The sequence below is a fragment of the Candidatus Phytoplasma asiaticum genome (assembly GCF_015100165.3).
GTDB lineage: Bacteria > Bacillota_I > Bacilli_A > Acholeplasmatales > Acholeplasmataceae > Phytoplasma > Phytoplasma citri.
The window spans coordinates 385,621-411,001 of the sequence record NZ_CP097206.1 but is presented as its reverse complement, the minus strand read 5'-3'; the positions used below and the strand labels follow the sequence as shown (position 1 = coordinate 411,001).

Annotated in this window: 18 protein-coding genes and 3 tRNA genes; 11 read left to right on the top strand and 10 right to left on the bottom strand. The window is 22.5% G+C overall.

Going from position 1 to position 25,381, the window contains the following annotated elements; genetic code table 11:
- The 4 genes from H7686_RS01760 (at window position 1) to H7686_RS01745 (ending at window position 4,312) form a co-directional block, all read left to right on the top strand.
- Window positions 1-510, top strand: coding sequence for a hypothetical protein (locus tag H7686_RS01760; RefSeq protein WP_212304299.1), 510 nt, complete (start codon window positions 1-3; stop codon window positions 508-510).
- A gap of 839 nt (window positions 511-1,349) precedes the next feature.
- On the top strand, window positions 1,350-1,907 hold the full coding sequence (locus H7686_RS01755; protein WP_212304301.1) for a hypothetical protein: 558 nt from the start codon (window positions 1,350-1,352) through the stop codon (window positions 1,905-1,907).
- Between the two features lie 82 nt (window positions 1,908-1,989).
- A complete protein-coding gene (locus tag H7686_RS01750; protein WP_304513349.1) occupies window positions 1,990-2,949 on the top strand; it encodes an HD domain-containing protein in 960 nt (319 codons plus the stop codon).
- A 247-nt stretch (window positions 2,950-3,196) separates the two neighbouring features.
- Window positions 3,197-4,312 (top strand): ATP-binding protein, encoded by a 1,116-nt coding sequence (locus H7686_RS01745; RefSeq protein ID WP_249175858.1) that lies wholly within the window; start codon window positions 3,197-3,199, stop codon window positions 4,310-4,312.
- 130 nt (window positions 4,313-4,442) lie between these two features.
- Here the strand turns inward: H7686_RS01745 and H7686_RS01740 are convergent, their stop codons facing one another.
- Together H7686_RS01740 and H7686_RS01735 are read right to left on the bottom strand one after the other, a co-directional pair.
- Entirely contained in the window at window positions 4,443-4,787 is a 345-nt protein-coding gene (locus H7686_RS01740) for a hypothetical protein (RefSeq protein ID WP_193622069.1), read from the bottom strand.
- A 923-nt stretch (window positions 4,788-5,710) separates the two neighbouring features.
- Window positions 5,711-6,040 carry a hypothetical protein gene (locus H7686_RS01735; RefSeq protein ID WP_193622026.1) on the bottom strand — a complete coding sequence of 110 codons (330 nt, stop codon included), beginning with the start codon at window positions 6,038-6,040 and terminating at the stop codon, window positions 5,711-5,713.
- An 889-nt stretch (window positions 6,041-6,929) separates the two neighbouring features.
- Here H7686_RS01735 and H7686_RS01730 point away from each other — a divergent pair.
- Together H7686_RS01730 and H7686_RS01725 are read left to right on the top strand one after the other, a co-directional pair.
- Window positions 6,930-7,547 carry a sigma-70 family RNA polymerase sigma factor gene (locus H7686_RS01730; protein WP_193622027.1) on the top strand — a complete coding sequence of 206 codons (618 nt, stop codon included), beginning with the start codon at window positions 6,930-6,932 and terminating at the stop codon, window positions 7,545-7,547.
- A 126-nt stretch (window positions 7,548-7,673) separates the two neighbouring features.
- Window positions 7,674-8,819 carry a hypothetical protein gene (locus H7686_RS01725; RefSeq protein WP_249175859.1) on the top strand — a complete coding sequence of 382 codons (1,146 nt, stop codon included), beginning with the start codon at window positions 7,674-7,676 and terminating at the stop codon, window positions 8,817-8,819.
- 418 nt (window positions 8,820-9,237) lie between these two features.
- On the opposite strand, the gene acpS is transcribed toward H7686_RS01725, so the two are convergent.
- The 3 genes from acpS to H7686_RS01710 form a co-directional block, all read right to left on the bottom strand.
- Window positions 9,238-9,576 (bottom strand): holo-ACP synthase, encoded by a 339-nt coding sequence (gene acpS, locus H7686_RS01720; RefSeq protein ID WP_193622028.1) that lies wholly within the window; start codon window positions 9,574-9,576, stop codon window positions 9,238-9,240.
- 20 nt (window positions 9,577-9,596) lie between these two features.
- On the bottom strand, window positions 9,597-11,624 hold the full coding sequence (gene ligA / locus H7686_RS01715) for an NAD-dependent DNA ligase LigA (protein ID WP_193622029.1): 2,028 nt from the start codon (window positions 11,622-11,624) through the stop codon (window positions 9,597-9,599).
- A 448-nt stretch (window positions 11,625-12,072) separates the two neighbouring features.
- Window positions 12,073-13,098 (bottom strand): hypothetical protein, encoded by a 1,026-nt coding sequence (locus H7686_RS01710; protein WP_193622030.1) that lies wholly within the window; start codon window positions 13,096-13,098, stop codon window positions 12,073-12,075.
- A 969-nt stretch (window positions 13,099-14,067) separates the two neighbouring features.
- Here H7686_RS01710 and pgsA point away from each other — a divergent pair.
- The 3 genes from pgsA (at window position 14,068) to nrdF (ending at window position 16,948) form a co-directional block, all read left to right on the top strand.
- A complete protein-coding gene (gene pgsA / locus H7686_RS01705) occupies window positions 14,068-14,706 on the top strand; it encodes a CDP-diacylglycerol--glycerol-3-phosphate 3-phosphatidyltransferase (protein ID WP_193622031.1) in 639 nt (212 codons plus the stop codon).
- Between the two features lie 71 nt (window positions 14,707-14,777).
- Complete coding sequence (gene recA / locus H7686_RS01700; protein WP_193622032.1) at window positions 14,778-15,791, top strand: recombinase RecA; 1,014 nt, start codon at window positions 14,778-14,780, stop codon at window positions 15,789-15,791.
- Window positions 15,792-15,919: 128 nt separating this feature from the next.
- The gene (gene nrdF / locus H7686_RS01695) at window positions 15,920-16,948 is read left to right on the top strand and encodes a class 1b ribonucleoside-diphosphate reductase subunit beta (protein WP_193622033.1); all 1,029 of its coding nucleotides are present in this window, start codon (window positions 15,920-15,922) and stop codon (window positions 16,946-16,948) included.
- 155 nt (window positions 16,949-17,103) lie between these two features.
- Here the strand turns inward: nrdF and H7686_RS01690 are convergent.
- From H7686_RS01690 to H7686_RS01670, 5 genes are all read right to left on the bottom strand, one after another.
- Window positions 17,104-17,178 (bottom strand) — tRNA-Trp (locus H7686_RS01690).
- A gap of 988 nt (window positions 17,179-18,166) precedes the next feature.
- Window positions 18,167-18,241 (bottom strand) — tRNA-Gln (locus tag H7686_RS01685).
- Window positions 18,242-18,301: 60 nt separating this feature from the next.
- Window positions 18,302-18,377: transfer RNA gene (locus H7686_RS01680), tRNA-His, on the bottom strand.
- A gap of 123 nt (window positions 18,378-18,500) precedes the next feature.
- Window positions 18,501-19,364, bottom strand: a complete 864-nt coding sequence (locus tag H7686_RS01675; RefSeq protein ID WP_193622034.1) for a hypothetical protein — start codon at window positions 19,362-19,364, stop codon at window positions 18,501-18,503.
- 240 nt (window positions 19,365-19,604) lie between these two features.
- Window positions 19,605-20,132, bottom strand: coding sequence for a hypothetical protein (locus H7686_RS01670; RefSeq protein WP_193622035.1), 528 nt, complete (start codon window positions 20,130-20,132; stop codon window positions 19,605-19,607).
- 554 nt (window positions 20,133-20,686) lie between these two features.
- Between H7686_RS01670 and H7686_RS01665 the strand changes: the two genes are divergently transcribed.
- Together H7686_RS01665 and gyrA are read left to right on the top strand one after the other, a co-directional pair.
- Entirely contained in the window at window positions 20,687-22,636 is a 1,950-nt protein-coding gene (locus H7686_RS01665) for a DNA topoisomerase subunit B (protein ID WP_193622036.1), read from the top strand.
- 86 nt (window positions 22,637-22,722) lie between these two features.
- Entirely contained in the window at window positions 22,723-25,242 is a 2,520-nt protein-coding gene (gyrA, locus tag H7686_RS01660; protein ID WP_212304302.1) for a DNA gyrase subunit A, read from the top strand.
- Window positions 25,243-25,381 lie beyond the last annotated feature (139 nt).

Here is a 25,381-nt window from a genome sequence, read left to right as displayed (position 1 = left end):
ATGTTAAATGAAAATTTATATATGGATAAAGCTAAAAAGATTTTAAAAATATTAAAAAAATATGACCAATCAGAAGCTTTTATAGTAGGAGGGGCTGTTAGGGATTTTTTATTAAAAAAACCTGTTACAGATATAGATATTACTACTAATCTTTTACCTGAAACTATTTGTGAAATTTTTAATGTTCCAAAGACAAGAATTCGTTACGGTTCTGTCAAAATTTGTTTTGAAAATGATTATTTTGAAATAACAACTTATAGGAAAGAAGGGGAATATTTAGATTTTAGACATCCTTCTTCTATTATTTTTATTAAAAATGTAAAAGAAGATTTACAAAGACGCGATTTTACTATAAACGCCATCTTATTAGATGAAAATCATAATATATTCGATTATGTTAATGGCTTAACAGATTTAAATAATAAAATTATTCGTATTATAGGCGATCCTTATCAAAAATTAACTGAAGATCCTTGGGCGCCAAAGATGCCTAAATTTCGTGCTATTTAACCAATAGCCAGGGCCGATAAACCCTGAAAGGAAATGGTCGGTTTGGCAAACGAAAGAATGTCAGACTATAGCAGACCATAAAAGCGGGTTGCGACGAAAGCAAATTAGTCAAGATGATTACGCCACCAAATAATTCTATGGAGAAGCCTGAAATGGTCTAAGAAGGAAAATTGAGGTAATTGACAAACCTGTTCTGGAAGTTGCTGAAGCGGACAGTCCAGAGTCTACTAATATAAAAGGATGTATTAAGTAGTTTATCATATTGAAATATTGGAATCAGCCTCCCTAAAGAGGATACTTCCCCTAAAGAATTAAGGTCGAAATTTAGAGTAACTTGGAGAATCCTAAAACTAGGTAATTAAATTTACTAATCCGGAAATAAAAGTCCGGATGGTCAAGGATAAAGAATCTTTTTAGTAGTCGTAAGGGTAAACCTAAATTTGGAATAATTTAGTTAATCGTCTTACCCAGAAGAGAGTTAATCACTCTTATAGGGCGAAAGAAGAAAGTAATTTATTGTTTATTTTTGAGACCGCGGAAACTAGGAATGATTTGGAGTTAAGCTTCCACGGACTATGAATAAAATTCATGTCCGATATTTACCCCTCATTTAAAATAAGATACTCAAGTGGGGGATGAATAACTTTGTACTTCGATTTTAACTGGATCGCTGCAAATAAAGGTAAATATGTTCATAACCAAGATAATTGTCAGGTTTGTTATCGTAAGAGGACCAACCAACAAATGAATAATATTAGAATATTTAAAAAGAACAAAAGGTCAAGAATAAACATTTAACCAGTGGTGACACGAAGTTAAACCCTAAAAAGGGATAAATTATGGAAAGCGGTGTGCTTGGAAACTTGCTTGCACCGTTTGGACGGGGGCTGTTTGTAACATTTGATAACTATCAAAGAAACGCAAATAATCTATCCGTATTAAGAATGTTAAGAATTTTTTATTTTAAATCAAAATTAAATTTTTCTGTAGAAGAAAAAACAGAAAAATTTTTAAAAGATAATATTGCTTTAATAAATAAATTGAGATCTTTTTTTATATTTAGAGAATTTAATAAACTTTTGAAACAACCTTATGTTAATTTAACTTTTAATTATTTATTATATACAAAAGCTATTTATTATTTCAAAAGTTTAATTTCTGGAATATTATTTTTTATCGAATATAAATTAGAAATTATTGATCCAGATTTTTTTTTCATAATTGCTGTTTATTTAAATAATAAAGTATTTTATGATTTTTCTTTTCCTTATAATCAAAGAATAAAAATTATTAAATTGGTTACATTATTGAAACAAAAATATCCTTTTTTATCTAATTTAAATAAATTTGAAATATCAAATTTACAAAAAAAATTTTTAAAAACAGGTTTATTTTGAATTATTTATTTGTATGTCTTTGTTTTATTGTTAAAAGTGTTTTAATTTTTTGTTATATTTTAAATAATTAAGAAAAATAAAAATGAGTTTAAAAATTATGATTTATAAAAACCAATTAGAAAATTTAAAGAATGCCGAAATAGGGAAAAAATACCAAATTTTAGGAAAAATTACTAATATTAATAAAGGTGATAATTTTTACAATATAGATGTTTTGTTAACTGAAATGGAAATTATCAATATCAAAATAGAAAATATAAATTTAGTTTTAATAACTGAAAAAATTTATATTTTTGAAGTAATTAGAAATTTAAAAAGTAATAAATATTATTGGATTTGCCAAAGTTTGAATTTAATCGAAAATATTTTAAATTTGGAAGAAACTTATCAATATTATCGTCTTTTTTTTGTATGTGCGCCATTATCTTTTGAAAAAGCTGATTTTTTAATTACTAAATATATTAATAAAATTAAAAATTATAATTTAAATAAAATTACAACTGCGTTATATAATAAATATAAATTGTCTTTTTTGATTTCTCCAGCTGCTTTTAAAATGCATCATAATTATTACGGAGGATTAGCTTATCATACTACTAATATGTTGCAAATTACTTTAAATCTAGCCGAAAGATACAATTTTTTAAATTTAGATTTATTATATGCAGGAATTATTTTACATGATATGTTTAAAGTTAAAGAATTTAATTTTTCGAAAAAGGAATATACTAAAGAAGGAATTTTATTAGGTCATTTAGTTTTAGCTGTTAATTATGTTCATGAAGAAGCTGTTTTCTTCAATATTCAAGATACAGAAGAAATATTATTATTAAAACATTTATTAATTTCTCATCATGGTTTATTAGAATATGGTGCTTTAAAAACTCCTCAAACAGGTGAAGCATTTTTGTTATGGCATTTGGATAATATAGATGCCAAATTAACTTCTTTAGGAGAAACATTAGCTAAAACTTCTGCAGGTAGTTTTTCAGAACCTTTAGCGGTTTTCGAAAAAAAGTCTTTATATAAACCCAATTTATAAAATTTGATATTTATTTTTATAATTTAGAAAAATAATGATGTTCGTTATTTATGTAATGAATAATTAAAAATTTAAAAATTATTAATATATCTGATGTATTATTAATAAAAATTATTTAAACTTTTTACTAAAATAGATTTAATCTTTTTAAAAAATTATCTAGTTTTATTAAAATTATAAATTTGATTGTAAATATAAAAAGAAATTTTATTATTTTTTTTATTTTAATAATTTAAAGGAGTTCTTATTGAAAGACAAGAAAAAAACTTTATTGATTATTTTTTTTAGATTAATTATGAATTTGTTATTATTATTATTTATTTTTTGGTCTCTAATATTAAATTTTAAAAATAATAAAGATTTGATGAATTTAAAATCTGATATATCTCACAAAAATGAAGCAAATTTTTTAAATTTGACTAATAGTTTTGATGAAAAAGAATCTTTTTATCCGATTAATAGTGATAATTTTCTTGATTTTTCAACTTTATCGGGTTTTAAAGAAGAAAAGAAAATAGCTAATTCGTTTATATTGTATATAAAAAAACCTGAGAAATTTAAAGATATTGGTCACATTGAACCTCCTTTAGGTATTTTGTTATATGGTGTTCCTGGAACAGGAAAAACTACTTTTGCTCGGGCTATAGCTAAAGAAACACAGTTGCCCTTTTTTGAACTGAGTGCTTCTATTTTTTCAAAAAAATATAGAGGTCAAGCAGTACAAATGATTAGAAATTTATTTAATGATGTACGTAAAATATCTAAAAAACACCCTGGAGCTATTATTTTTGTAGACGAATGTGAAACTATTTTTCGAAAATTAAAAAATTTAGAAGGCGATTCGGAAATTACCAATATTGTTAACCAATTTAAAACAGAATTGACTTCTAATGAAAATGATCCCAAACATCCTATTTTTATTTTAGGAGCAACTAATAATTTTTCACAAATCGATGATGCTATAAAATCGCGTTTTTCTTATGCTATCGAAGTTAAACCAGGTAATAAATTAGAGCGTAGACAATTTTTAGAATTTTTAATGGATCAAAAACTTAAAAATCCATATAGTACGGAAGCTAAAAATTTTTTATATGAAATAATTAATGAAGCTTTAGATAGAATTGAATCTAATTATGATTTTTTAAAAACTAATCGTACTTTAGAAAATTTGATGAAAGCTGCTGCTATGAATTTCGCTATAAAAAGAGCTAATGATGATGATTATCTTACAGTTAGTAACGAAACAGTTAATATTGATGATTTGAAAGAAGCTTATCGTAGAATTATTATTACTGATAAAAACTTAAAAATACTAAATGAAGTGGAAAAACAATTTTTAGAAAGAAAAAATTCCTTAAAATAGAAATAAATTAAATCTATTTTTGATGATGATAAGATCAAATTCGTAAAAAATAAAATATTTAAACATAAAAAAAGCTGTTTATTATAATAAACAGCTTTTATTTTTTTAAAATTAAAAATTTTATTTTAATTTAAATTTCAAATTTAATCATATTGGTTTTATAGTCATTTATTTTATATATAATTAATTTATATATAAAACGTGTAAGAATTAAAAAATTGGTGATTGTCAAAATTATTAATATAGTTTTCCAATATTTAAAATTACTATTAAAAACATTATTATCATTAATATCAATATGGTTAGAATAATTATTATTTTCAGAAATTAATATTTTTTTAAAAACTAAAGAAAATTGGTTTTTTATTTCGCTATATTTTTCAATAGATTTTTCAAAATTATTTTTAGCTCGATCATATTTTAAATTAGAAAGGACAAAATCTTTATTATTTCGTTGCGTTTCGGCTTCTAACATGAATTCATCGCCTTTATTTCCGAAATAAACAGCGCTATTTTCTTTATCAGATTCTATTTCTAATTTGATACTATTTAATTTTGATTTGATATCTTTATTATTCGCAAAATAAAAGCTTAATTCTAATAATTTAGAAATTTCTTCTTTATTTTTATTAATTATTTTTTTTAATATTAAAGAGTTATTTGTTTTAACTTTGTTGATATCGAGATAGATTAACGCGGTTTAGAAAGAAGAAATAATAATAACTTGCTTCATATTCGCAATTAGCCTCCCACAGAACCGGACAAGCAGGTTTCCAAGCATCCGGCGCCTAATATCTTATAATCTAAGATATTGAAACTCTTTCGCCATGTAAAGGTTATTACCCTTCGCCTTGATCAGGTTCTTCTCGAATATTCCAATTCCAGAATTAAACTGACGACTACTCTAAGTTTCGCTTTTCCCTTGAGCCTAGCACTGCTAGTTTTAACCCTAAGAAGGTGCTTTTAGGGAGATCAAAGTTACTACATAATTCTACGGGAAGTGTTAGGGGCAGTTTACCATCATTCAAGTTAGGAATATCTGTAGAAGTTTGATTAATTTAGATGGAAAAGTGTAGGAAGGGGTCAATTTATTTTTAACCTAATTGATAATTTACAATAATAAGAATTAATTTATTATGTATCCTTCCTTAATTCTGGTAGCAATATCTTACCAAAATGTTTTAATTAAACCACTCTATTTAACCGCTTAGGGACTTGCACCTTTTCCTTGACTTCTGGTCTGGCGTCGACTTGTTGACTAGATATTTCGTCTTATCTCGCTTGCGTGCTTTTGCTGTTATCAACTATTCTTTCGAACTAATTGATCAAGCCCACCTTGTGGTGTTTACGTGACCTCTAGAGAGATTATCACTCTAGGCTATGCGTTAAATAGCAGAATTATGAGCATCTTTTGCGCCCTAATTCTATATAAGATTTTTCTTGTTTTTCTAAAATGTTTAACAAAATTACTTCTTTATTATTTTGGGGATTATTTATTTGAAAATTATTAAGTTCTGTAATATATGTTTTTCGTTGTGTTTCGATATCATTTAAAAAAATCTGTAATTTTTCTTTTTCGTTTGATGATAATATATCGAATTCTTTATTGAATTTTTGTGTTTGATTTAATTCTGTATCTAAAATAATTCGATATTGAAAAATTTTAGTTTTTAAATCTATTATTTTTTGATTATTATCATCAGAAATCTGAGCCACAATCGTATTCATAAAAAAACATTTAAGAAAAAATAAGATCAGAATTAAATATTGAAATAATAAAATATTTTTTTTATTTTTATTAAAAATTTTTATATTAGTTATCAATTCTCTTTTCTTTTTTATTTTTAAAAATATGTAATAAATATATTTTTATTTAGTAGATAATATTTTTTTAAATATTTTTGTTAGATAAATTTTAATTATTTTGTGAATTTATAATGTTTAATTTTTTTTCAAATTTTCAAATTTCATTTTCAATTATCATTTATTTCCTTTTGAAGGAAAATATTAAGATATTTTATGAATAGAAAATATTCTAAATATAAAATATCTAACTTAATTATAACATATAAAATGGTTAATGATATAGTTATTTCAGCAGAATATGTTGGTTATATTTTTATATTTGATTAAAATGTTTTTTCAAAAGTTTAATAATTTATTTATGCCAAAATAATAATTTATTAATAATTTTTTTATAGTATTAATTATTTATTTAATTTTTATATAAATAAAAAATTTTTAATAAATTATTATTTTAACTTTGTAATTATATTGATATGTATGTTTAAAATATTGTTTTTTTATTTTAATAAGAAATTTTAAACTTTTTTACCTAACTAAATAAAGAACAAATGAAATTTAATTTTAAATATTTTATATATACCAAAAATATAAATTTCGATAAGTTATATGTTCGCATATTCTTATTATTAAAAAGACAAATTGGATAATTTATAAGAAGATAATTTTAATTTAAGTTTGTTTATTTGGTAAATATTTTTATTACATAATAAAAATCTTGAATTATTAAAAAGAAATTTGTAATTTACAAAATATCTTTTCAAGATTTGTTTTATTAATTATTAACTTAAAGAACGTTTTAGAAAGGAATTATATGCCAAGAAAAAGATTATTTTCGCTCTTTTTAAAAGATAAAAATAATTTATCTATTAGAGATAAATTGATTGAAGTTCATGCGCCTTTGGTTTACAAAATTGTTAATCAATTTAAATATTATCCTTCTATTTTGGATAAATCAGATTTAATTCAAGAAGGCTTTTTAGGTTTAATTCGTGCTTTAGGTTATTATCAAGATCAAGGTTATGATTTTATAGCTTATGCTAGACCAACTATTAAATTTGTTATTCGCGAATTAATTCGAAATAGTCATATTCCGATTGTTCCTCAAAAAAATTATTTTATAATTAATACTAATTTTCAAGACACTATTTACTATTCTTTCGCTAATTATTCTTTAAATCCTCATCAAAATTGGTTAAAACAAACAGATTATGAATTTTGGATTAAAAAAATAAGAAAAACTTTAAATTCATCAGAATTTAAAATTATTGGTTTAAGTTTTGGTTTTTTTAATAATTTTTCATGTCATAAAAAAATTTCTTATCGAGAAATAGCTTTTTCTTTAAAAATAACTCCTAAAGAAGTTCAAAAAATACGTAAAAATGCTATCCAAAAACTCAAAAGAAAATTAAATTATCTTAAAAATTTATGAATATAAATTAAACAGATATTAATTTTAACATTTCTAGTTATTTATTGTAAATTTGGATATATAATATTAAAATTTTTTAAAAAAATTTTTTAAATTTAAAATCCAAGTTATGGAGATTATAAAAATATGAAATTATTAAAATTAAATAAATTTTTAATATTTTTATTTCTAATTCAATTCATTTGGTTATTTAATAATAATTTTTTAAAATTATGTGCTTTTGATATTGCTAATTATGAAAAAGATTATAATACGAAGCATAACGCTATTTATTGGCGCCATGAAAAAGGTCATATGTTTTCTGACAAAGCTTATGTGTTTTATAATCTTTTTCCTTTCAAAAGAATGCCTTGTAAAACTTATCAAGAATTTGCTAATACTAAACAAATTATAAAAAATACTACTGTTTTAGTGAGTAATTTATTATTCCCTGTTAATAGAATATTTAAAGTTTTGGATACAGTACAAGAAGTAACTGGTGATAAATATATTAATGATTCGGATGATCAAATCGCTTTTATTAATCAATTTGTTAAATACTTTATTCAATATCGTCCAGAAAAAGGTATATTTTTTTTTGATCCTGATTATTTGAAGGAAATTTCTTATGTTGATATAACTTTTTGCAATTGTGAGATGTCGAATTCTTTATTTTCTATGAGTTATGATTTATTAGAGAATTTTTTTCAAAACGAGGTAGATAAAATACCTTACGAAGATATATTTTTTAATGAAGCATCTGAGGTAGAAATGGCTGAATTAGGTCTTAATCTTCAAAATTTTTATCAAAAAATTCTTGGAAATGATTCTCTTAAAAAACGTATTAGAACCCAAATAATTCAAAAAGTTAAAAATCAAATAAACTTAAAAATTTTAAAAACTGGCATTAATCAAACAACAAAATATGTTGCGAGTAAATTAATTTGTAATTTTTTGATTCCAGGAGCAATAGAAAGTTATGAAATGTTGAAGCAAAATCACGATGCTAATTGTCATATTGATCAAAACATCCGTGTATATATAAAAAATAATAATTTTGAAAAAACATTAGGCTTTGCTTTACATTATAATAAGGTAGATAATCGAATAGAAATTTTTTCATTAGAACAAAATCAACTATCTTCCCGATTATCTTCTCATTTCATCCAGAAAATAAATATATTTAATTCCACTCATATGTTAGTTAGTTTGTTACAACCAAAAAATCTAGGAACGCCTGATATGAATTTAAATATTTATGGTTGTAAATTAAAAAAAAATTTACAAAAATAATTATTTATTATTAAGTTTTGCTATTATTATTAAATAATAATTAGTGTTAATATCATTTTTGAATCTTTTTATTCTTGAATACTATTTTGTTTAATGTTGGATTATTTTAAAAAAAATATAAATTGATTTTACAGATTATTTTTAGTTTAATTTTGATGAATTAATATATAAATGTTTAATTAAATAGTTATTAAATTAATTTTTAAATAATTGAGATTTTGAAAATAAAGATCAACTGAATTGTTGATCTTTATTTGTTAATTATTCCTTAAAATGAATTCATGTTAGAGGTTAATTATGGAAAATTATTGATTAAAAAGATAATTCAAAAACATTATTAATTTTCAATATATTACAACTATATTCCTGATAAATAATTTTAAAAAAGAAATTAATATTTATCAAAATTAATTTAAGATTATAACATAATAACTAAAGCTAAAGCGTATTTTTCAGTATGAGTAATAGATATCATAAATTGATTATTATATTTATCTATTATATAAGGGGCTCCTTTATCGTCGTTTAATATAGACCAATCGCAATAATTATTGGTTAAATTACCTTTTTGATAAGTTTTAAATATTGCTTCTTTAGCGGCCCATCTTCCTGCTAAAAAAAAACTTTTACTTTTTAAAGAATTTATTTTTTTATAAATTTTATATTCTGAAATAGATAAAATACGATTAGATATTGAGGTTAATCCTATTTGAATAATTTTATTAATTTCAATTAAATCGATACCGATATTTTTCATTTTTGATAATTATTGCCTTTTTATATTTTATTTTTAGTTTGCGATAAAAGTTTATATAATTCTAATTCTTGAATAATAGTAATGTTTATGTTTTTGGCTTTTTCAAGTTTTTTTTCGCTGTAATTTGCCCCACAGATTAAATAATTAGTTTTTTTAGATATATTATTAACTATTAAGGCTCCTAATTTTGATAAATTTTGAATTATTTGTGAACGTGTATATTGCGACAATGTTCCTGTAATAATAATTTTTTTGTTTTTAAAAAAATTATCATCAACATTATTATCAACATTATATCTAATAATATTTTGAGTAGAAAAATTTAATTGATGTTGTTCTAATTGAATAATTTCTTGAACATTTTTTTCATCATTAAAAAAATTATGTATACTATGAGCTATTTCTTGTCCTATTTCGTGTATTTTAGTTAGTTGTTCTATTGTAGCTTTTTTTAAATTATATATATTATAAAATTTATTAGTTAAAATTTGAGCGATTTTACTACCTACATGTTTTATTCCTAATCCGAATAGAACGCGATCAAAGGGTTTTTGTTTACTTTTTTCTATAGCTTCCAAAATATTGTTAATTTTTTTAATTCCGAAAAAAGGTAATTTGAGTAATTGTTGTTTTTTTTCTTTAAGAATATATAAATCCGAAATTTTATTGATAATTTTGTTTTTAAATAAAATAGTTAATGTTTGAGAACCTAAAATATGGATATCCATAGCTTCTTTAGATGCGAAATGAATTATTTTTTGTATTTTTTTTTCATTACATTCAGAATTAATACAAAAATAATTAATTCCATTATTTTCTTTTTTTAATAATGAATCACAAGAAGGGCATTTTGTAATCATTACAAAAGGTTTTGTAGAAGCAACTCTTTTATTAATAATGACTTTAATAATTCTAGGAATAATCGATCCTGACTTTACAATAATTACGCTATCATTAATACGAATATCTTTATTTTTAATATAATTGTAATTATGCAAGGTCACACGTGATATTTTACTACCATCAAGAATAATAGGTTCAAGATCTGCTACAAGATTAATTATGCCAGTTCTGCCCACATAAAATAAAATATTTTTGATTATAGTTTCGCCTGTAATTGAATTAAATTTATAAGCTAGAGCGTATTTAGGAAATTTATTTGTATAACCTATTTTCGGATATAAATCTAGTTGGTTTAATTTTATAACAATACCATCTACATCATAATTTAAAGAGGTTTTTAAATCTATATAATAATCTATAAAGTTAATTAAATCAGACCAAGAATTGATTATATGATAATATGGATTTACAGAGAAACCTAATTTTTTTAATAATTCTAAAACTTCTTTTTGAGTATGGACAATTAACGAAGTTTTTACGATACTATATAAAAAAGAAGATAAATTTCTAGAAGCGACAATATTAGGATTTAATAATCTAATGGTTCCAGATGCGGCATTACGTGGATTAGCAAAAGATTTTTTTTGTTCTTTGTTATGTTTTTCGTTTAATTTTTTAAAATTTTCATAATTAAAAAAAACTTCTCCTCTTACTTCTAAATCTATTGGTTGCAAAAGTTTTAAGGGAATATCTGTGATATTTTTAATATTATGAGTTACTACTTCCCCTACTAATCCGTTTCCTCTTGTAGTAGCTTGCATTAAAATTCCTTGTTCATATTTTAAATTAATAGCTATACCATCTATTTTTAATTCTGTAATAAAATTACAATGGGGATATTGTTCCATTATTTTTGTATAAAATTTTTTTACTTTTGTAATGTCAAAGGCATTGTCTAAAGATAACATAGGTTTACTATGATTTATTTTAGGTATTTTGTTATCATCTAAAGAACTACCTATTTTATCAGTCGGACTATTTTTTAATTTATATTGCGGATAATTCTGTTCTAGATATATTAATTCCTGTAATAATGCATCATATTGTTTATCACTTAAAGAAGATTGATTTAAATTAAAATATTCATAATTCGCTTGATTTATTTTTTTAGTTAATTGTTTTATTTTTTTTATAATATCTAACATATTTTTTATCTATTATCCGTATTCAATATTGCAATGTATTAGTTCGTTTTTTGATTGATATTTTAAATTTTTATTTTTCAGTTAAAGGTATTTTAATTTTAAAAAATATTAATAAGATTAAAAAAAATATGCATATTTTAAAATATGCATATTTAAAATATATCTTTATATGTTGATTAGATAATTAATTTTTGAATATCCAGTTATTAATATCATTATTTTTGCTAAATTAGATTATTACTCAAATTATATTTATAATTTCTTCCAATTTACTTTATAAATTATATATATTAATATCTTATATTTGGAGAAATTTTTTCAATTACAAACATTTATGAGGAAAATTTTGGTACTTGTAGAATGATTTTAATTTTTTTTTTAATTTTATAAATTAAATTTTAATTAATGGTTAAAAATTAATTTTTTATAATGATTTTTGGAGATATATTTACATAATACGGAATTTTGTATCTATTAAATCAGGCTCGGATATGGAATTTTTATTAGTTTTAACATCAAATTTTGTTTCAGTTAATTTATTGTTGCTATCGAAAAATTTAGTTTCAATTAAAACTTCATTAGTTATGTAATTAAATTTTTTAATAGAAGATATTTGTTGATTTTGATTGAAAATGGTTATTTTAGTAATTTGTTGATTTGCATTAAATTCTTCTATAGCATTTAATCTATCACCAATATATTTAAAATTTTCGATTTTTATCGGATTTTGTTTATTATCCCAATAAATTTTTTGGTCTATTTTATAAGGAGCAGTTTTCTGATAAAAACTCGTTGTTATTAATTTTTCTTCATCATCAAATTCTGCAATGTTATGTGTTATGAAATTTTTAGTATTTTCGTTATATACATTTAATATTTCAGTTTTAATTTTATTATTTTTATAAAAGGAAATTAATTCCGATTGATAATCATCAGCAAAAACTGTTTTTTTGAATAATTGATTATTTTGATATTCTTCTATTGTTTTATAATAATTATTTTCACTGTTTAAAAAGATTTTGCTTATTAATTCTCCAAATTTATTAAAATATTTAATATGATCGATTTCTTCTTCTTTATTATTTTTAAAAACTATAATACTTTGGGTAGCTTCATCAGTTAATTTTTGCAAATCAAAAGTGAAGGAATTTGTTTTTGGTTGAAAAAACTTTTTTTGCAATTCTATACTTTCTTGTAAAGAATTGAATATAGGTTTTAAAGAATTTTTATTTGAATTAATGTTATTGTTTTTCTCCGCAATAGGTTCAATTTTTATTTTATTACTATTTTGAATTTTATTATAATTTTCTAATAGTTGTTTATGAGTTTGAGATAATTTCTCATTTTCTTCTTCTATTTCTTCGTTATGAGCTAATACATTCATAATAAAAAAAATTTGACCTAATAAAATTAAGAAAATGATAAAAAATAATAATATTCTGTATAATATATTTTTGTCACTGGTGAAATTCATGTGTTTTAGTTGATCTCACTTTCTAATGATTTATAGAAATCTAATAAAATCTTACTTCGCGATAATAAACCATACACAATCCTAAATTAAAAAAGTGAATTTAAATTTTAAACAAACGCAATCTAATTATAACAAAAAATAATATAATAATAAATATTAGGTATTCTTAAAGTTATTTTACAAAAACATAATAAATATCATTAAATATGTTATGGAGTAGAATTTTTTGAAATATATTTGAAAAATTATGTTTGATTATATTTAGATAAAATCAAATTATATAAAATTTTTTTAAAATTTATTTTCAAATTTTAATTATTTTTAACATAAAAATTTTTTATTTATATTGTTATATCTTAATAAATTATATAATTTTAATTATTAGTTAATTTAGTTATTAATAATATTTATTAAGTTAAATTTTTTTATATTAAAAGATTAAAAAGTATGAGATTAATTTGTTAAAATAAAAGTTATTATTAATAAATAAGGAATTTATATAAGTTTATTTGGAATATTTAAATTATTTTTTTTGATATTTAGAATAATTATTTTTTAAATTTTTCATTATGTTATATTATATATAAAAATTGAAAATGAAATGTTCTTAAATTTAGTAATGAAAATTAATTTTTTATTAATAAACAAAATTATAATATTTTTTCCGATTTTAATAAAATATATAAAAATATTATTAATAATTAATTAATAATTATCTTTAAAAAAAACTATGCCATTATAATGTAATTTTTGATCAAAATGAAATTTTTAATTTTTAATTCATATCCGAAAGAAGAAATAAATGTGTTTTTGATAAAAAATCCATATAAAAATACCAAATATTATGATAAATATAATAAATTTTATTATTAATGGGAATAAATAGTTCAAAGATATAAAATATAATTGATAATAAAAATATTTATTTTGGAATTATTTATTTTGTATTTTTAGAAAGATGATTAGAATATGAAAAATATAATTAAAAAAACAGCTAATTTATTGACGATATTTCGTATTTTTTTAGTTTTTTGTATGTTACCTTTTTTATATTTAAAATTATTAAAACATGAAATAGAAATTTTTAAAAATTATTTTAATATTATTTTTATAGTAGCATCTATAACTGATTATTTAGATGGATTTATTGCAAGGAAATTTTGTCAAACAACTGTTTTTGGTAAATTTTTTGATCCTATAGCTGATAAATTATTAGTTATTATTTCTGCGTTTTATTTACTGATTTTATGTCAAAATAATTATTTATTGCATCAAGATAATGATAAAATTGTTAATTATGTTGTAAGTTTTTTGATAGTTACTATTATAAGAGATTTTATCGTTATGGGTATTCGATTATTAGCTTTTGAAAAAAAACATATTATTAGTTCTTCTTTTGGTGGCAAATTAAAAACTTTTTTGAATTTTGTTTCAATTATTATAATGCTTTTATCTGTTCAATTAGAACGTTTTTTTTCTCAATTATTTCCGGAATATAATTTAAAAATGTATTTTATTATTAATTTTATTTTAATATTGAACATTTTTATAATTGTGATTTCTGGTATAGATTATATCTTAAAAAATTTGAAGTTAATTTATTTTTAAATTATTAAAAATTTATCTTTTTTTATAATTATGATGAATTTTAGTAAAATTATATAAGAGGTGTTTAGTAAATGAATAAAGAAATATTAAAAAAACCTCCTTTAACGCAAACTATTAGCGAAATAGAAAAAATTTTCGGAAAAGGCAGTATTATGCAGATGAATTCTGATAAGGTAGAGCCTATAGAATCTATTTCGACTGGTTCTTTAGGATTGGATATAGCTTTGTCTATTGGAGGTTTACCGAAGGGAAGGATTGTAGAAATTTTCGGACCTGAAAGTGCTGGTAAAACTACTTTAGCTTTGCATGCGATAGCAGAAGCTCAAAAATCTGGAGGTCTTGTTGCTTTTATAGATGCCGAGAATTCTTTAGATATTAATTATGCTAAAAATATAGGAGTGGATGTAGATAAAATGTTAATATCTCAACCTGATTCCGGAGAAAATGCTTTAAATATTGCCAATTTTTTAATACAAAATAATGTTGTTGATTTGATAGTAGTAGATTCTGTAGCTGCTTTAGCTCCTTTAGCAGAAATAAATGGTGAGGTTGGTGATTCTTATGTAGGTATACATGCTCGCATGATGAATCAAGCTTTAAGAAAGCAAAGTTATATTGTTTCTAAATCAAATTCTATTTTGCTTTATATTAATCAGTTAAGAGAAAAAGTAGGAATTACTTTTGGAAACAATGAAGTTACTCCCGGAGGAAAAGGCTTAAAATTTTTTACATCTGTTAGATTAGATGTTCGAAAAACCTCAGAATTAATTAAAGATAATGATCAAGTTATTGGAGTAAAAACTAATGTTCGTATTGTTAAATCTAAAGTTTGTCCTCCTTATAAAACAGTTAGTTTTGATATTTTATATGGCAAAGGTATTTCTAAAATTAGTGAAATTTTAGATTTAGCAGTAAGTTTAAATTTAATTAAAAAAAATGGTATGTGGTATAGCTATAATGAAAAACAAATTGGCCAAGGTAGAGAAAAGGCTCGAGAATTTTTAATGAAAAATTCAGATCTTGCAAATAAATTGGAATTAACTATTCGCCAATATTATAATTTAAATGTTAATAAAGGAAAATAAATTTTTTTTATTAAAAATATTTATGAAGAATTTTTAAATTCGAATTATACAATTATAAAATTAATTAGTTTTTTAAAATTTTTTTAAATTTTAATAATTTTACAAAAGATAGGAATGAGTTTAAATATATGAATTTAAAAAAAATAATTTATCAAGGTGCTAATTGGAATAATTTAGATGATGAATTTACACATCATTTTTATGAACAAAATTTAAGTCAATTTTGGCGTCCAGAAGATATTAGTTTACAAAGTGATTTGCATATTTGGAACACTTTATCTCGCGAAGAACAAAAAACTTATTCTCGTAATTTGTTAGTTTTAACTTTTTTAGATACTTATCAAGGAGATATAGGTATGCCTGTTTTGGTTAGATCTTGTTTGCCTGAAGAGCATCAAAAAAAAGCTACTCTTAGTTTTATGGGAGCTATGGAAAATGCTGTTCATGCTAAAAGTTATTCTAATATTTTTATGACTTTTTTGAATAAAAATGAAATTGATGATTTATTTTCTTGGGGTATGAAACAAAAAAATTTACAGAATATTTTAAATTTAATTATTAATGTTTATGAAATGTTAGATCAAAAAATAGTTATTAATAAAAATAATTTTGTTTATTTAAATAGTTATGAATTTTGCGAAATAAAATGGAAAGCTCTTGTAGCTTCAGTATTTTTAGAGACTTGGTTGTTTTATAGTGGTTTTTATTATCCTTTATATTTTTATGGCCAAGGTAAATTAATGCAAGCCGGAGAAATCATTAATTTGATTATTCGTGACGAAAGTGTTCATGGAGTTTATACTGGAAGATTAGCTAAACATTTATATTCTACTTTTAATGTAGAGCAAAAAAAAAGTTTATATAATTGGTTAGAAAAGTTTTTATTCCAATTATATCAAGAACAAACATTGTTAACTTCTGAACTTTATCAAAAAAAAACTTTAGTAGATGATGTTAATAAATTTGTTCGTTATAACGCTAATAAAGCTTTATTGAATTTAGGTTTAGAACAAATTTTTCCTTATGAAGACATTAATCCTGTTATTTTAAACGGATTGAATACAGAAACTAAAACAATGGATTATTTTTCTATGAAAGGTAATGGTTATCAAAAAATGAAAAGTGAAAGTTTAAAAGATGAAGATTTTATTTTTTGATTTTTTCCAATTATCTCATGAGATTATAATTTTTAATTTTTCATAAATTTGAAAATTTCCAAATAATTGTTAATTTAAATAAAAAAAGAAGGATATATATACCTTCTTTTTTTTATTTAAATTAGATTATTTTTTCAATATTTTGTTATTTAATTTGGCAGGGATATCAGGATTCGAACCCGAACTCATGGTTTTGGAGACCATTATGCTACCATTAACATCATATCCCTAAATAAAATATTTGGTACGGGTGACAGGACTCGAACCTGCAAGCTTAAGCGCTAGAATATGGATAGAAAACCTTTATTATATTTGGTTAGCCCCCATCCAAACCGGACAGGCATGTTTCCATGCATCCGGCTTTCCGAATTCAACATAATAAATTTTTTTATTTGTTTAGATTAAAAAACATATTTTTTTTTATTTAATTTATATTGCGCATTTATAAATTGTTTTATAACAAAATAAAAATTATCATTTAAAAAGTGATAAAAAAAATATTTATTATTTTTTAATCTTTCTGCTTCCCTTCGCCTTGTAAATAGTTTTCCTATTCTCCCTGAGAGGACCGAAAACCTCCGACTACTATGTCAGCTCTGCAACCTTAATTATTTTATAAAAAAATAAAAAAATAATTTTAGGTTTTCCTAGGTAGCTATAAATTATAGGCTAATGATAAATAGCGGTTGGAGTCTTATAATAGGTAAAATCATTAAATTTACCTTGATGTAGATAATTGAATAAATATTTTATTCTTTATTGGTAATTATAATTACTTTAGGATCTTGAGAGTAATTATATAATTATCTATTTAGGTATTTTGGAATATATCGTTTAACCTTCCCTAAAGCTTTAGAACTAAACCACCATTCTTTGCTCTTCACTTGAATATTCAACCTTATTTTATCTTCTTCTTATGTTTATTGTATATTTTTTAATAAATATTAAAATTAACGATTTTATTTTTTATATACTAAACATTTATGAATATGCTATTTTCCCTTTCATTCTTTCGAATTCAGGTTAATTCATCGAAGTACTTTTATTACCATTAAAAGTGAGGGGCCTAAAAAACCTCTTTAATTTATGCTCGAACTAGCGCCCTCCTAAGTCTAGTGCGTTTACCAATTTCGCCACACCCGCAACATCGTAATTTATTTTTATAAAAAAAATTTTTTTAATAAAATTAATTATTAAAAATATTAAAAGTAAAAATTATGGCAGGCCCAGCTGGATTTGAACCAACGAATGACGGAGTCAAAGTCCGTTGCCTTACCACTTGGCTATGGGCCTTCTATGTAAATCAAAATTATTTTGATTATTTTTTTTATTAAATTATAATTTAATCAAATTTGGGGCGGATGATGGGGATCGAACCCACGAATGTCGGCGCCACAAGCCGATGCGTTAACCATTTCGCCACAACCGCCACAAAAATTATTAAAATTTTCATTATTAAAAAAGTTAATAACATTACATATTATACATGAATTGTAAATAAAAAAATATATTTAATGTTTATTAAAATAAATAAATTGAAATAACTTTAAAATTATTGTTTTATTTGTTTAAACTGTTTTTGTTTTTCTATTAATAATGACTTAACAAATATTAAATCTTTGGGATCTATATATAAAGCTTTATTTTTTGAGTCATAATAAGAATGAGATACATTGGAAAAATTATTACGATTTTCTATAGGCATATTGTTTAACATAAATAATTGTATTTCAGCAAAATTTTCCATTTGGTCAAAAATTTTTTTTAAGCTTTCAGGTATTTGCTTTTTAAGCGCCTCGTCAATAAATTTTAAGTCTATATTTTGTAATATATTTGGAGATAAATTTTTATTATTTTCTGAATTATTATCTTTTAAATCTTTTTGTATTGATGAATTTTCATGATAAATTTTTGATTTTGTATTAATTTTTAATAATTCTGTTTCCAAATTTTTTATCTGTTGTTTAAGCATTTCTTGTTCGAAGTAGTTTTTTTGTTGTTGTAATTCTATTTTTGTTTCCATTTTATATTGATTTAATTCAAGACGAAAAGCTTGTTCTTTATTTTTGTTTTCGTTTTCTTTTCGATTAATTTCTAGCATTTTTAATTCTATTAAGGTTAAATTTTTATCTTGATATAATTCATTTGGTAATGGATGTTGTATAGAAAATTGAGGAATTTCTGTTTTTGAATTTAATTCAGAGTTTTGATTATCTTTATTTTTATATTCTTGAATATTAAAAATAAAATTAAAATTTAACAATAAAATACGATATAGAAAAGTTAAAATTTTTTTAAGTACTATTTTAATAATTTCTGAAAACATAAAAATGCTTAAAAAATATATCCACCAATAATTTTCAAAAGGAAAGCGATTTAACCATTCTTTAATATTTATCATCATATTTATTATCAAATTATTGACACAACCTTCTGTATAATCATTGTTTTTAACAATGTTATCTCGAATTTATTTTTATCATTTAATTGCGTTAATTTCGAAAATAATGAAGCAATTTATTGAAATTTTATTATTTGGTAACGTTAAGTATTAAAAATATGTTTAATTTAAAATTATTTTGTATAAATATAAGATACTATTTTTTTGATAATAATCAGATATTTAGTTAATGGTTTTTGACAATAGGGTTATTTATTATCTGTTTTGTGTATTTATAAAAAATTCTTTTTCTGAAGAATCGGATTTTTTTGGATTATTTGGATTTTCTCGGAATTGTATTATATTTATTCTGTTCTTGAGATTTTCTAAATCTATATTTATTTTATCTAGAATAATCGAATAATTATTGGTTGTTAATAAAAGTTTTTCTTTTTTATTATTTAAATCTTTCATCTGATTTTCTATTTCTGTTAATTTGATCTGGACTAGAAATAAATCAGTTTTATTACTATCATTTATTAAAGTTTGATTTAGATTTTCAATATGTTGTCCGTATTCAGTTATTTTTTTTTGTAAACTTTGTTCTGTTATTAATTTTGGATATTTTGTTATTTTTTTTGGTTTAGAAAAAAAATTCCAATTAATATCAAAAAAAGCTTTTACATTACTTAATTTAGAATTAGATAAATTACCTTGTTTATTTATAAATAAACCGAAAAAATTAACTACTACAAGATTTAACAACAAAAATATAATGAATTTTAATTGGATTTTTTTAAGCATTTTTCTCCCTCAATTATTTAAATAAAATGCAAAAATTATATGTTTTTTTATTTAAAAAAATCATAAATTTTATATCAATATTTTAACATTTTTCGATTAATGTTTCAATATTTTAGGATATTTTGATACAAAATATAAATTACGTTCTTTAAATTTAAATTTAATTTATATTATTGATATTAATTCAAATTTTAGATGTAAAAATTATAATTAATGACTAGTTTTTATATTTTTAGTATTTTATATTTCGAGTATGAAAAATAAGTAAATGTAAAATATTAAATTTTTTAAAAAGAGATTATATCGGAAATATTTTTTATAGTTTCTAAAATATCTGCTTTAATAAGTTTTAATTGTTATGTGTTATAATTATTAACACATTTTTTAATTTAAAAATTTGGAAAGTAATGTTAATAAAATAATTTAGTATTAAAAAAATTTTAAATTATTTTGTATGAGATCAACAAATAAAAACTATAAATTTTAAATATATTAAATATATTTTTTAATTGGATTAAATCAATATAAATAGGGAGAAAATTAAATTTCATAAAATGAGCAAAAAAAATGATAAAAAAAATAAAGAAAATATAAATGAATATAGCGCTGCTAGTATTGAAATTTTAGAAGGTTTAGAAGCTGTGCGCAAAAAGCCAGGGATGTATATTGATTCCGTTACTATGAAAGGGGCATATCATTTGATTTGGGAAATTATAGATAATTCTATAGATGAAGCTTTAGCAGGATATGCTACAGAAATTATTTTAAAAATTTTTCCGAATAATGTAGTTAGTGTTTCTGACAATGGCAGGGGTATTCCTGTCGACATTCATCCTAAAACTAACAAATCAGCCGTAGAAACTATTCTAACTACTTTACATGCTGGCGGAAAATTTAAAAATACTCCAAATTCTAAAAATTACAGTTATTCGGGTGGTCAACATGGCGTAGGTGCTTCTGTAGTGAATGCTTTATCTAATTGGTTTATTGTTGAAATTTTTTTGAATGGTAAAATATATTATCAAAAGTATGAAAAAGGTGTCCCTACTTCATCTTTACAAATTGTGGGAGATACTAATAAAAGAGGAACTACTATTACATTTTTACCTGATGAAACTATTTTTCAAGATATTAAAGATACTCCTTATAGTTTAGATGTTTTAAAAAAAAGAATACAACAATTATCTTTTTTAAATAAAAATATTAAATTAATTCTAGAAGATTTGCGCTTTCAACCTTCTCAAATTATTAATTTTCATTCAAAAGGCGGTATTCAAGAATATCTTCAATATTTAAATGAAAATAAAAAAGTTTTAAATCAACCTTTTTATCAAGAAAGTTCTGAAAATAATATTTTTTTAGAAATTGCCTTTCAATATAATGAAAATTATATTTCTAATATTTATTCTTTTGTAAATAATATACCTACGCATGAAGGCGGAACTCATGAGGAAGGTTTTAAAATGGCTTTAAATAGAGTTTTATCTAAATATGCTAAAGATAAAAATTTATTAAAAAAAGATTTTAGTTTTATTGGTGAAGATACTTTAGAAGGAATTACAGCTATTATTGCTTTAAAACATTATGATCCTTTATTTGAAGGCCAAACCAAAGCTAGATTAGGTAATTATAATATAAGACAATTTGTTTCTAAAAATTTTGGCCTGGCTTTGGAAAATTATTTATTAGAGAACCCGCAAGAAGCTAAAAAAATTATTGATAAATGTTTATTAGCAGCTAAAGCCAGAGTAGCAGCTAAAAAAGCTCGTGAAATTACTAGAAAAAAAACTCCTTTAGATAATTTAAGTTTTGCTTCAAAATTAGCTGATTGTCGCACTAAAAATCCTGCTTTGGCAGAATTATATATTGTTGAAGGTGATTCTGCAGGTGGTTCTGCTAAACAAGGCAGAGATTCTGCTTTTCAAGCGATTTTGCCTTTAAGAGGTAAAATTATTAATGTAGAAAAAGCTCGATTAAATAAAATTTTAGTTAATAATGAAATTCTCTCTTTAATTCAATCTTTTGGTACAGGTTTTGACAAGGAATTTAATATTTCTAAAGCGCGTTATCATAAAATTATTATTATGACAGATGCTGATGTTGATGGTGCTCATATAAGAACTTTATTATTAACTTTCTTATTTAGACAATTCAGACCTTTGATTGAAAATAATTATATTTATTTTGCTCAACCTCCTTTATATAAGGTACAAAATAATAAAAAAATTTTTTACTTTTATACAGAACAAGAATTAAAAAATTTTATAAATCGCAAAAATGATTCTCAAAGAATTGTTGTCCAAAGATATAAAGGATTAGGGGAGATGAATGCAGAACAACTTTGGGAAACTACTATGGATCCCGCAACTAGAACGTTATTACAGGTTAAATTAGAAGATGCGGTAGAAGCTGATAGAATTTTTACTATGTTAATGGGCGAAGAGGTCAGCAATAGGAAAATTTTTATTCAAGAAAATGCTACTTATGCTGATATAGATATTTAATTTAATATTTATAATTATTAGATTTACTAGTGATTTCAAATAATAAATAAAAAAAAATCAATTATTAATAAAAAAAGGCGTAAAATATGATATTAAAAAAAATAAAAAAAAATGATCATTTAAATGAAGAATATAATCCTTTAGATTCTAAAATTAATCTTAATCGTGTTGAAATAGTAGATATAAATGAAGAAGTAAAAAAATCTTTTTTAAGTTATGCTATGAGTGTTATCGTTAGAAGAGCTCTTCCTGATATTAGAGATGGTATGAAACCGGTACAAAGAAGAATTTTGTATATAATGAACGATTTAGGATTAGCTAATCAAGAACGTTTTAAAAAGTCTGCTGCTGTAGTGGGAGCCGTTATGGGTCGATGTCATCCTCATGGAGATAATAGTATTTATGAAGCTATGGTTCGTATGGCGCAGGATTTTAATTATCGTTATCCTTTAATTAAAGGTCATGGTAATTTTGGTTCTATTGATGGAGATTCAGCAGCAGCTATGCGTTACACAGAAGCTAGAATGTCTAAGATAGCTATAGAATTAATTCGTAATATCGAACAAGAAACTGTGGATTTTATTGATACTTATGATGGTAACGAAAAAGAACCTACTGTTTTACCAACTTTATTTCCTAATCTTTTAGTGAATGGTTCTACTGGTATTGCTGTAGGCATGGCTACCAATATACCACCTCATAATTTTAAAGAAGTTGTTAATGCTTTAATTGCTTTTATTAATAACAAGGATATAGAAGTAAAGGAATTAATGAAATATATAAAAGGACCAGATTTCCCTACAGGAGGTGAAATTTTAGGTGCTGATAATTTAAAACATATTTATGATACTGGTAAAGGACGTATTTTTATCAGATCTAAAGCGCAAATAATTCAAAATGATAAAAATAAAAATTCTATTATTATTACTGAAATACCTTTTCAAATTAAAAAAAGTAGTTTAATTGAATCTATTGTTTTATTGGCTAAAGAAAAAATTATAGATGGAATTACAGATTTAAGGGATGAATCTAATCGTAAAGGTATTAAACTTGTTATTGATTTGAAAAGAGATATTAATCCTCATGTAGTTCTGAATAATTTATATAAAAATTCTCAAGTACAAGTTTCTTTTAATTTTAATATGATTGCTTTGGTAAAAGGTGTTCCTAAAATAGTTAATTTAAAACAAATGTTAAAAGAGTTTTTTGATTTTCGTATTAATGTTATTCAACGTCAAAAACAATTTGAATTATCTAAAGCTCTTAAAAAACAACATTTAGTAAAAGCTTTAATTATTGCTTTAAATGATATTGATCAAGTAGTCGAATTGATTAAAGCTTCATCTAATTCCAAATCAGCACAAATTCAATTAATGGAAAAATATCAATTGGATGAACCGCAAAGTAAAGTTATTTTAGAAATGAGTTTACAAAGAATTACTAATTTAGAAATAGAGAAAATTAAACAAGAAAATACAGAATTATCATTAAAAATTACAGAATGCGAAAATATCATTAATTCTATTTCTTTAAAAGAACAAATTTTAAAACAAGATTTATTAAATTTACAAAAAATTTTTCAAGATCCGCGTAGAACTGTTATTAATACAGAAAATAATAATTTAGATATAGATGAAGCATCATTAATCGAAAAAGAAAAGATTTTAATTACTATTACTCATAAAGGATATATTAAACGTTTAAGTTTGGATACTTATAAAAAACAAAATAAAGGTGGTAAGGGTGTTATAGGAATTACTATGAATCAAAATGATTTTGTAGAGCATTTTGCTATAACTTCTACACATGATTATCAATTGTTTTTCACTAATAAAGGTAAAGTATATCAGATTAAAGGTTATGAAATAGCTTCTTATTCTCGTCATGCTAAAGGTATCCCTTTGGTTAATTTAATTCCTATGGCTAAAGGCGAATTTTTAACTACTTTAACAAGTGTAACAGAATTCACTAATAATAAAGATTATTTAGTATTAGTGACTAAAAAAGGATTTATTAAAAGAAACCTTATTCAAGAATATGCTAATATCCGATCTAATGGTAAAATAGCTTTCGCTTTAAAAGAAGATGATGAAGTTTTAGCAGTATTGAAAACTTCTGGTCATCAAGATATTATTTTAGCTAGTTCTGGTGGTAAATCTATTCGTTTAAAAGAAAATTTTATTAGAACTACCCATCGCAGAGGTACTGGAGTTATTGGTATGCGTATGGATAAAAATGAGCAAATTGTAGGTGCAGCTGTTGTTTCGCATCCGGAACAAGATATTTTGGTAGTAACAGAATTTGGTTATGGTAAAAAAACTCAAGCAAGTTTTTATAAACCTCAAAAACGAGGCGGAAAAGGCGTTAAAACTTTAAAAATTACTGATAAAAAAGGAAAATTAGTAACTTTAAAAACTATTTTTCCAAATGAAGAATTAATTTTAATTTCTCATTTAGGTCAAGTTATTCGTATTGAAGCTAATAAAGTTTCGACTACTAAATCCAAAAATACTCAAGGAAATAGGTTATTTAAATTAAAAGAAGATGATAAATTGATTAATGTAGTAGTAGTGCAAAAACAAGAAGATGTTCAACAATTAGATTAAACATTTATAATCGCTTAATTAGATTAATATTTTTTTATTTTCTTAAATAAGTTAATAAAATTTTGAAAAAATATAATATTATAAAATTAGAATCAGAGTTAAAAAAATTTTTATCTAGTTTAAAGATAGAAATCGGATT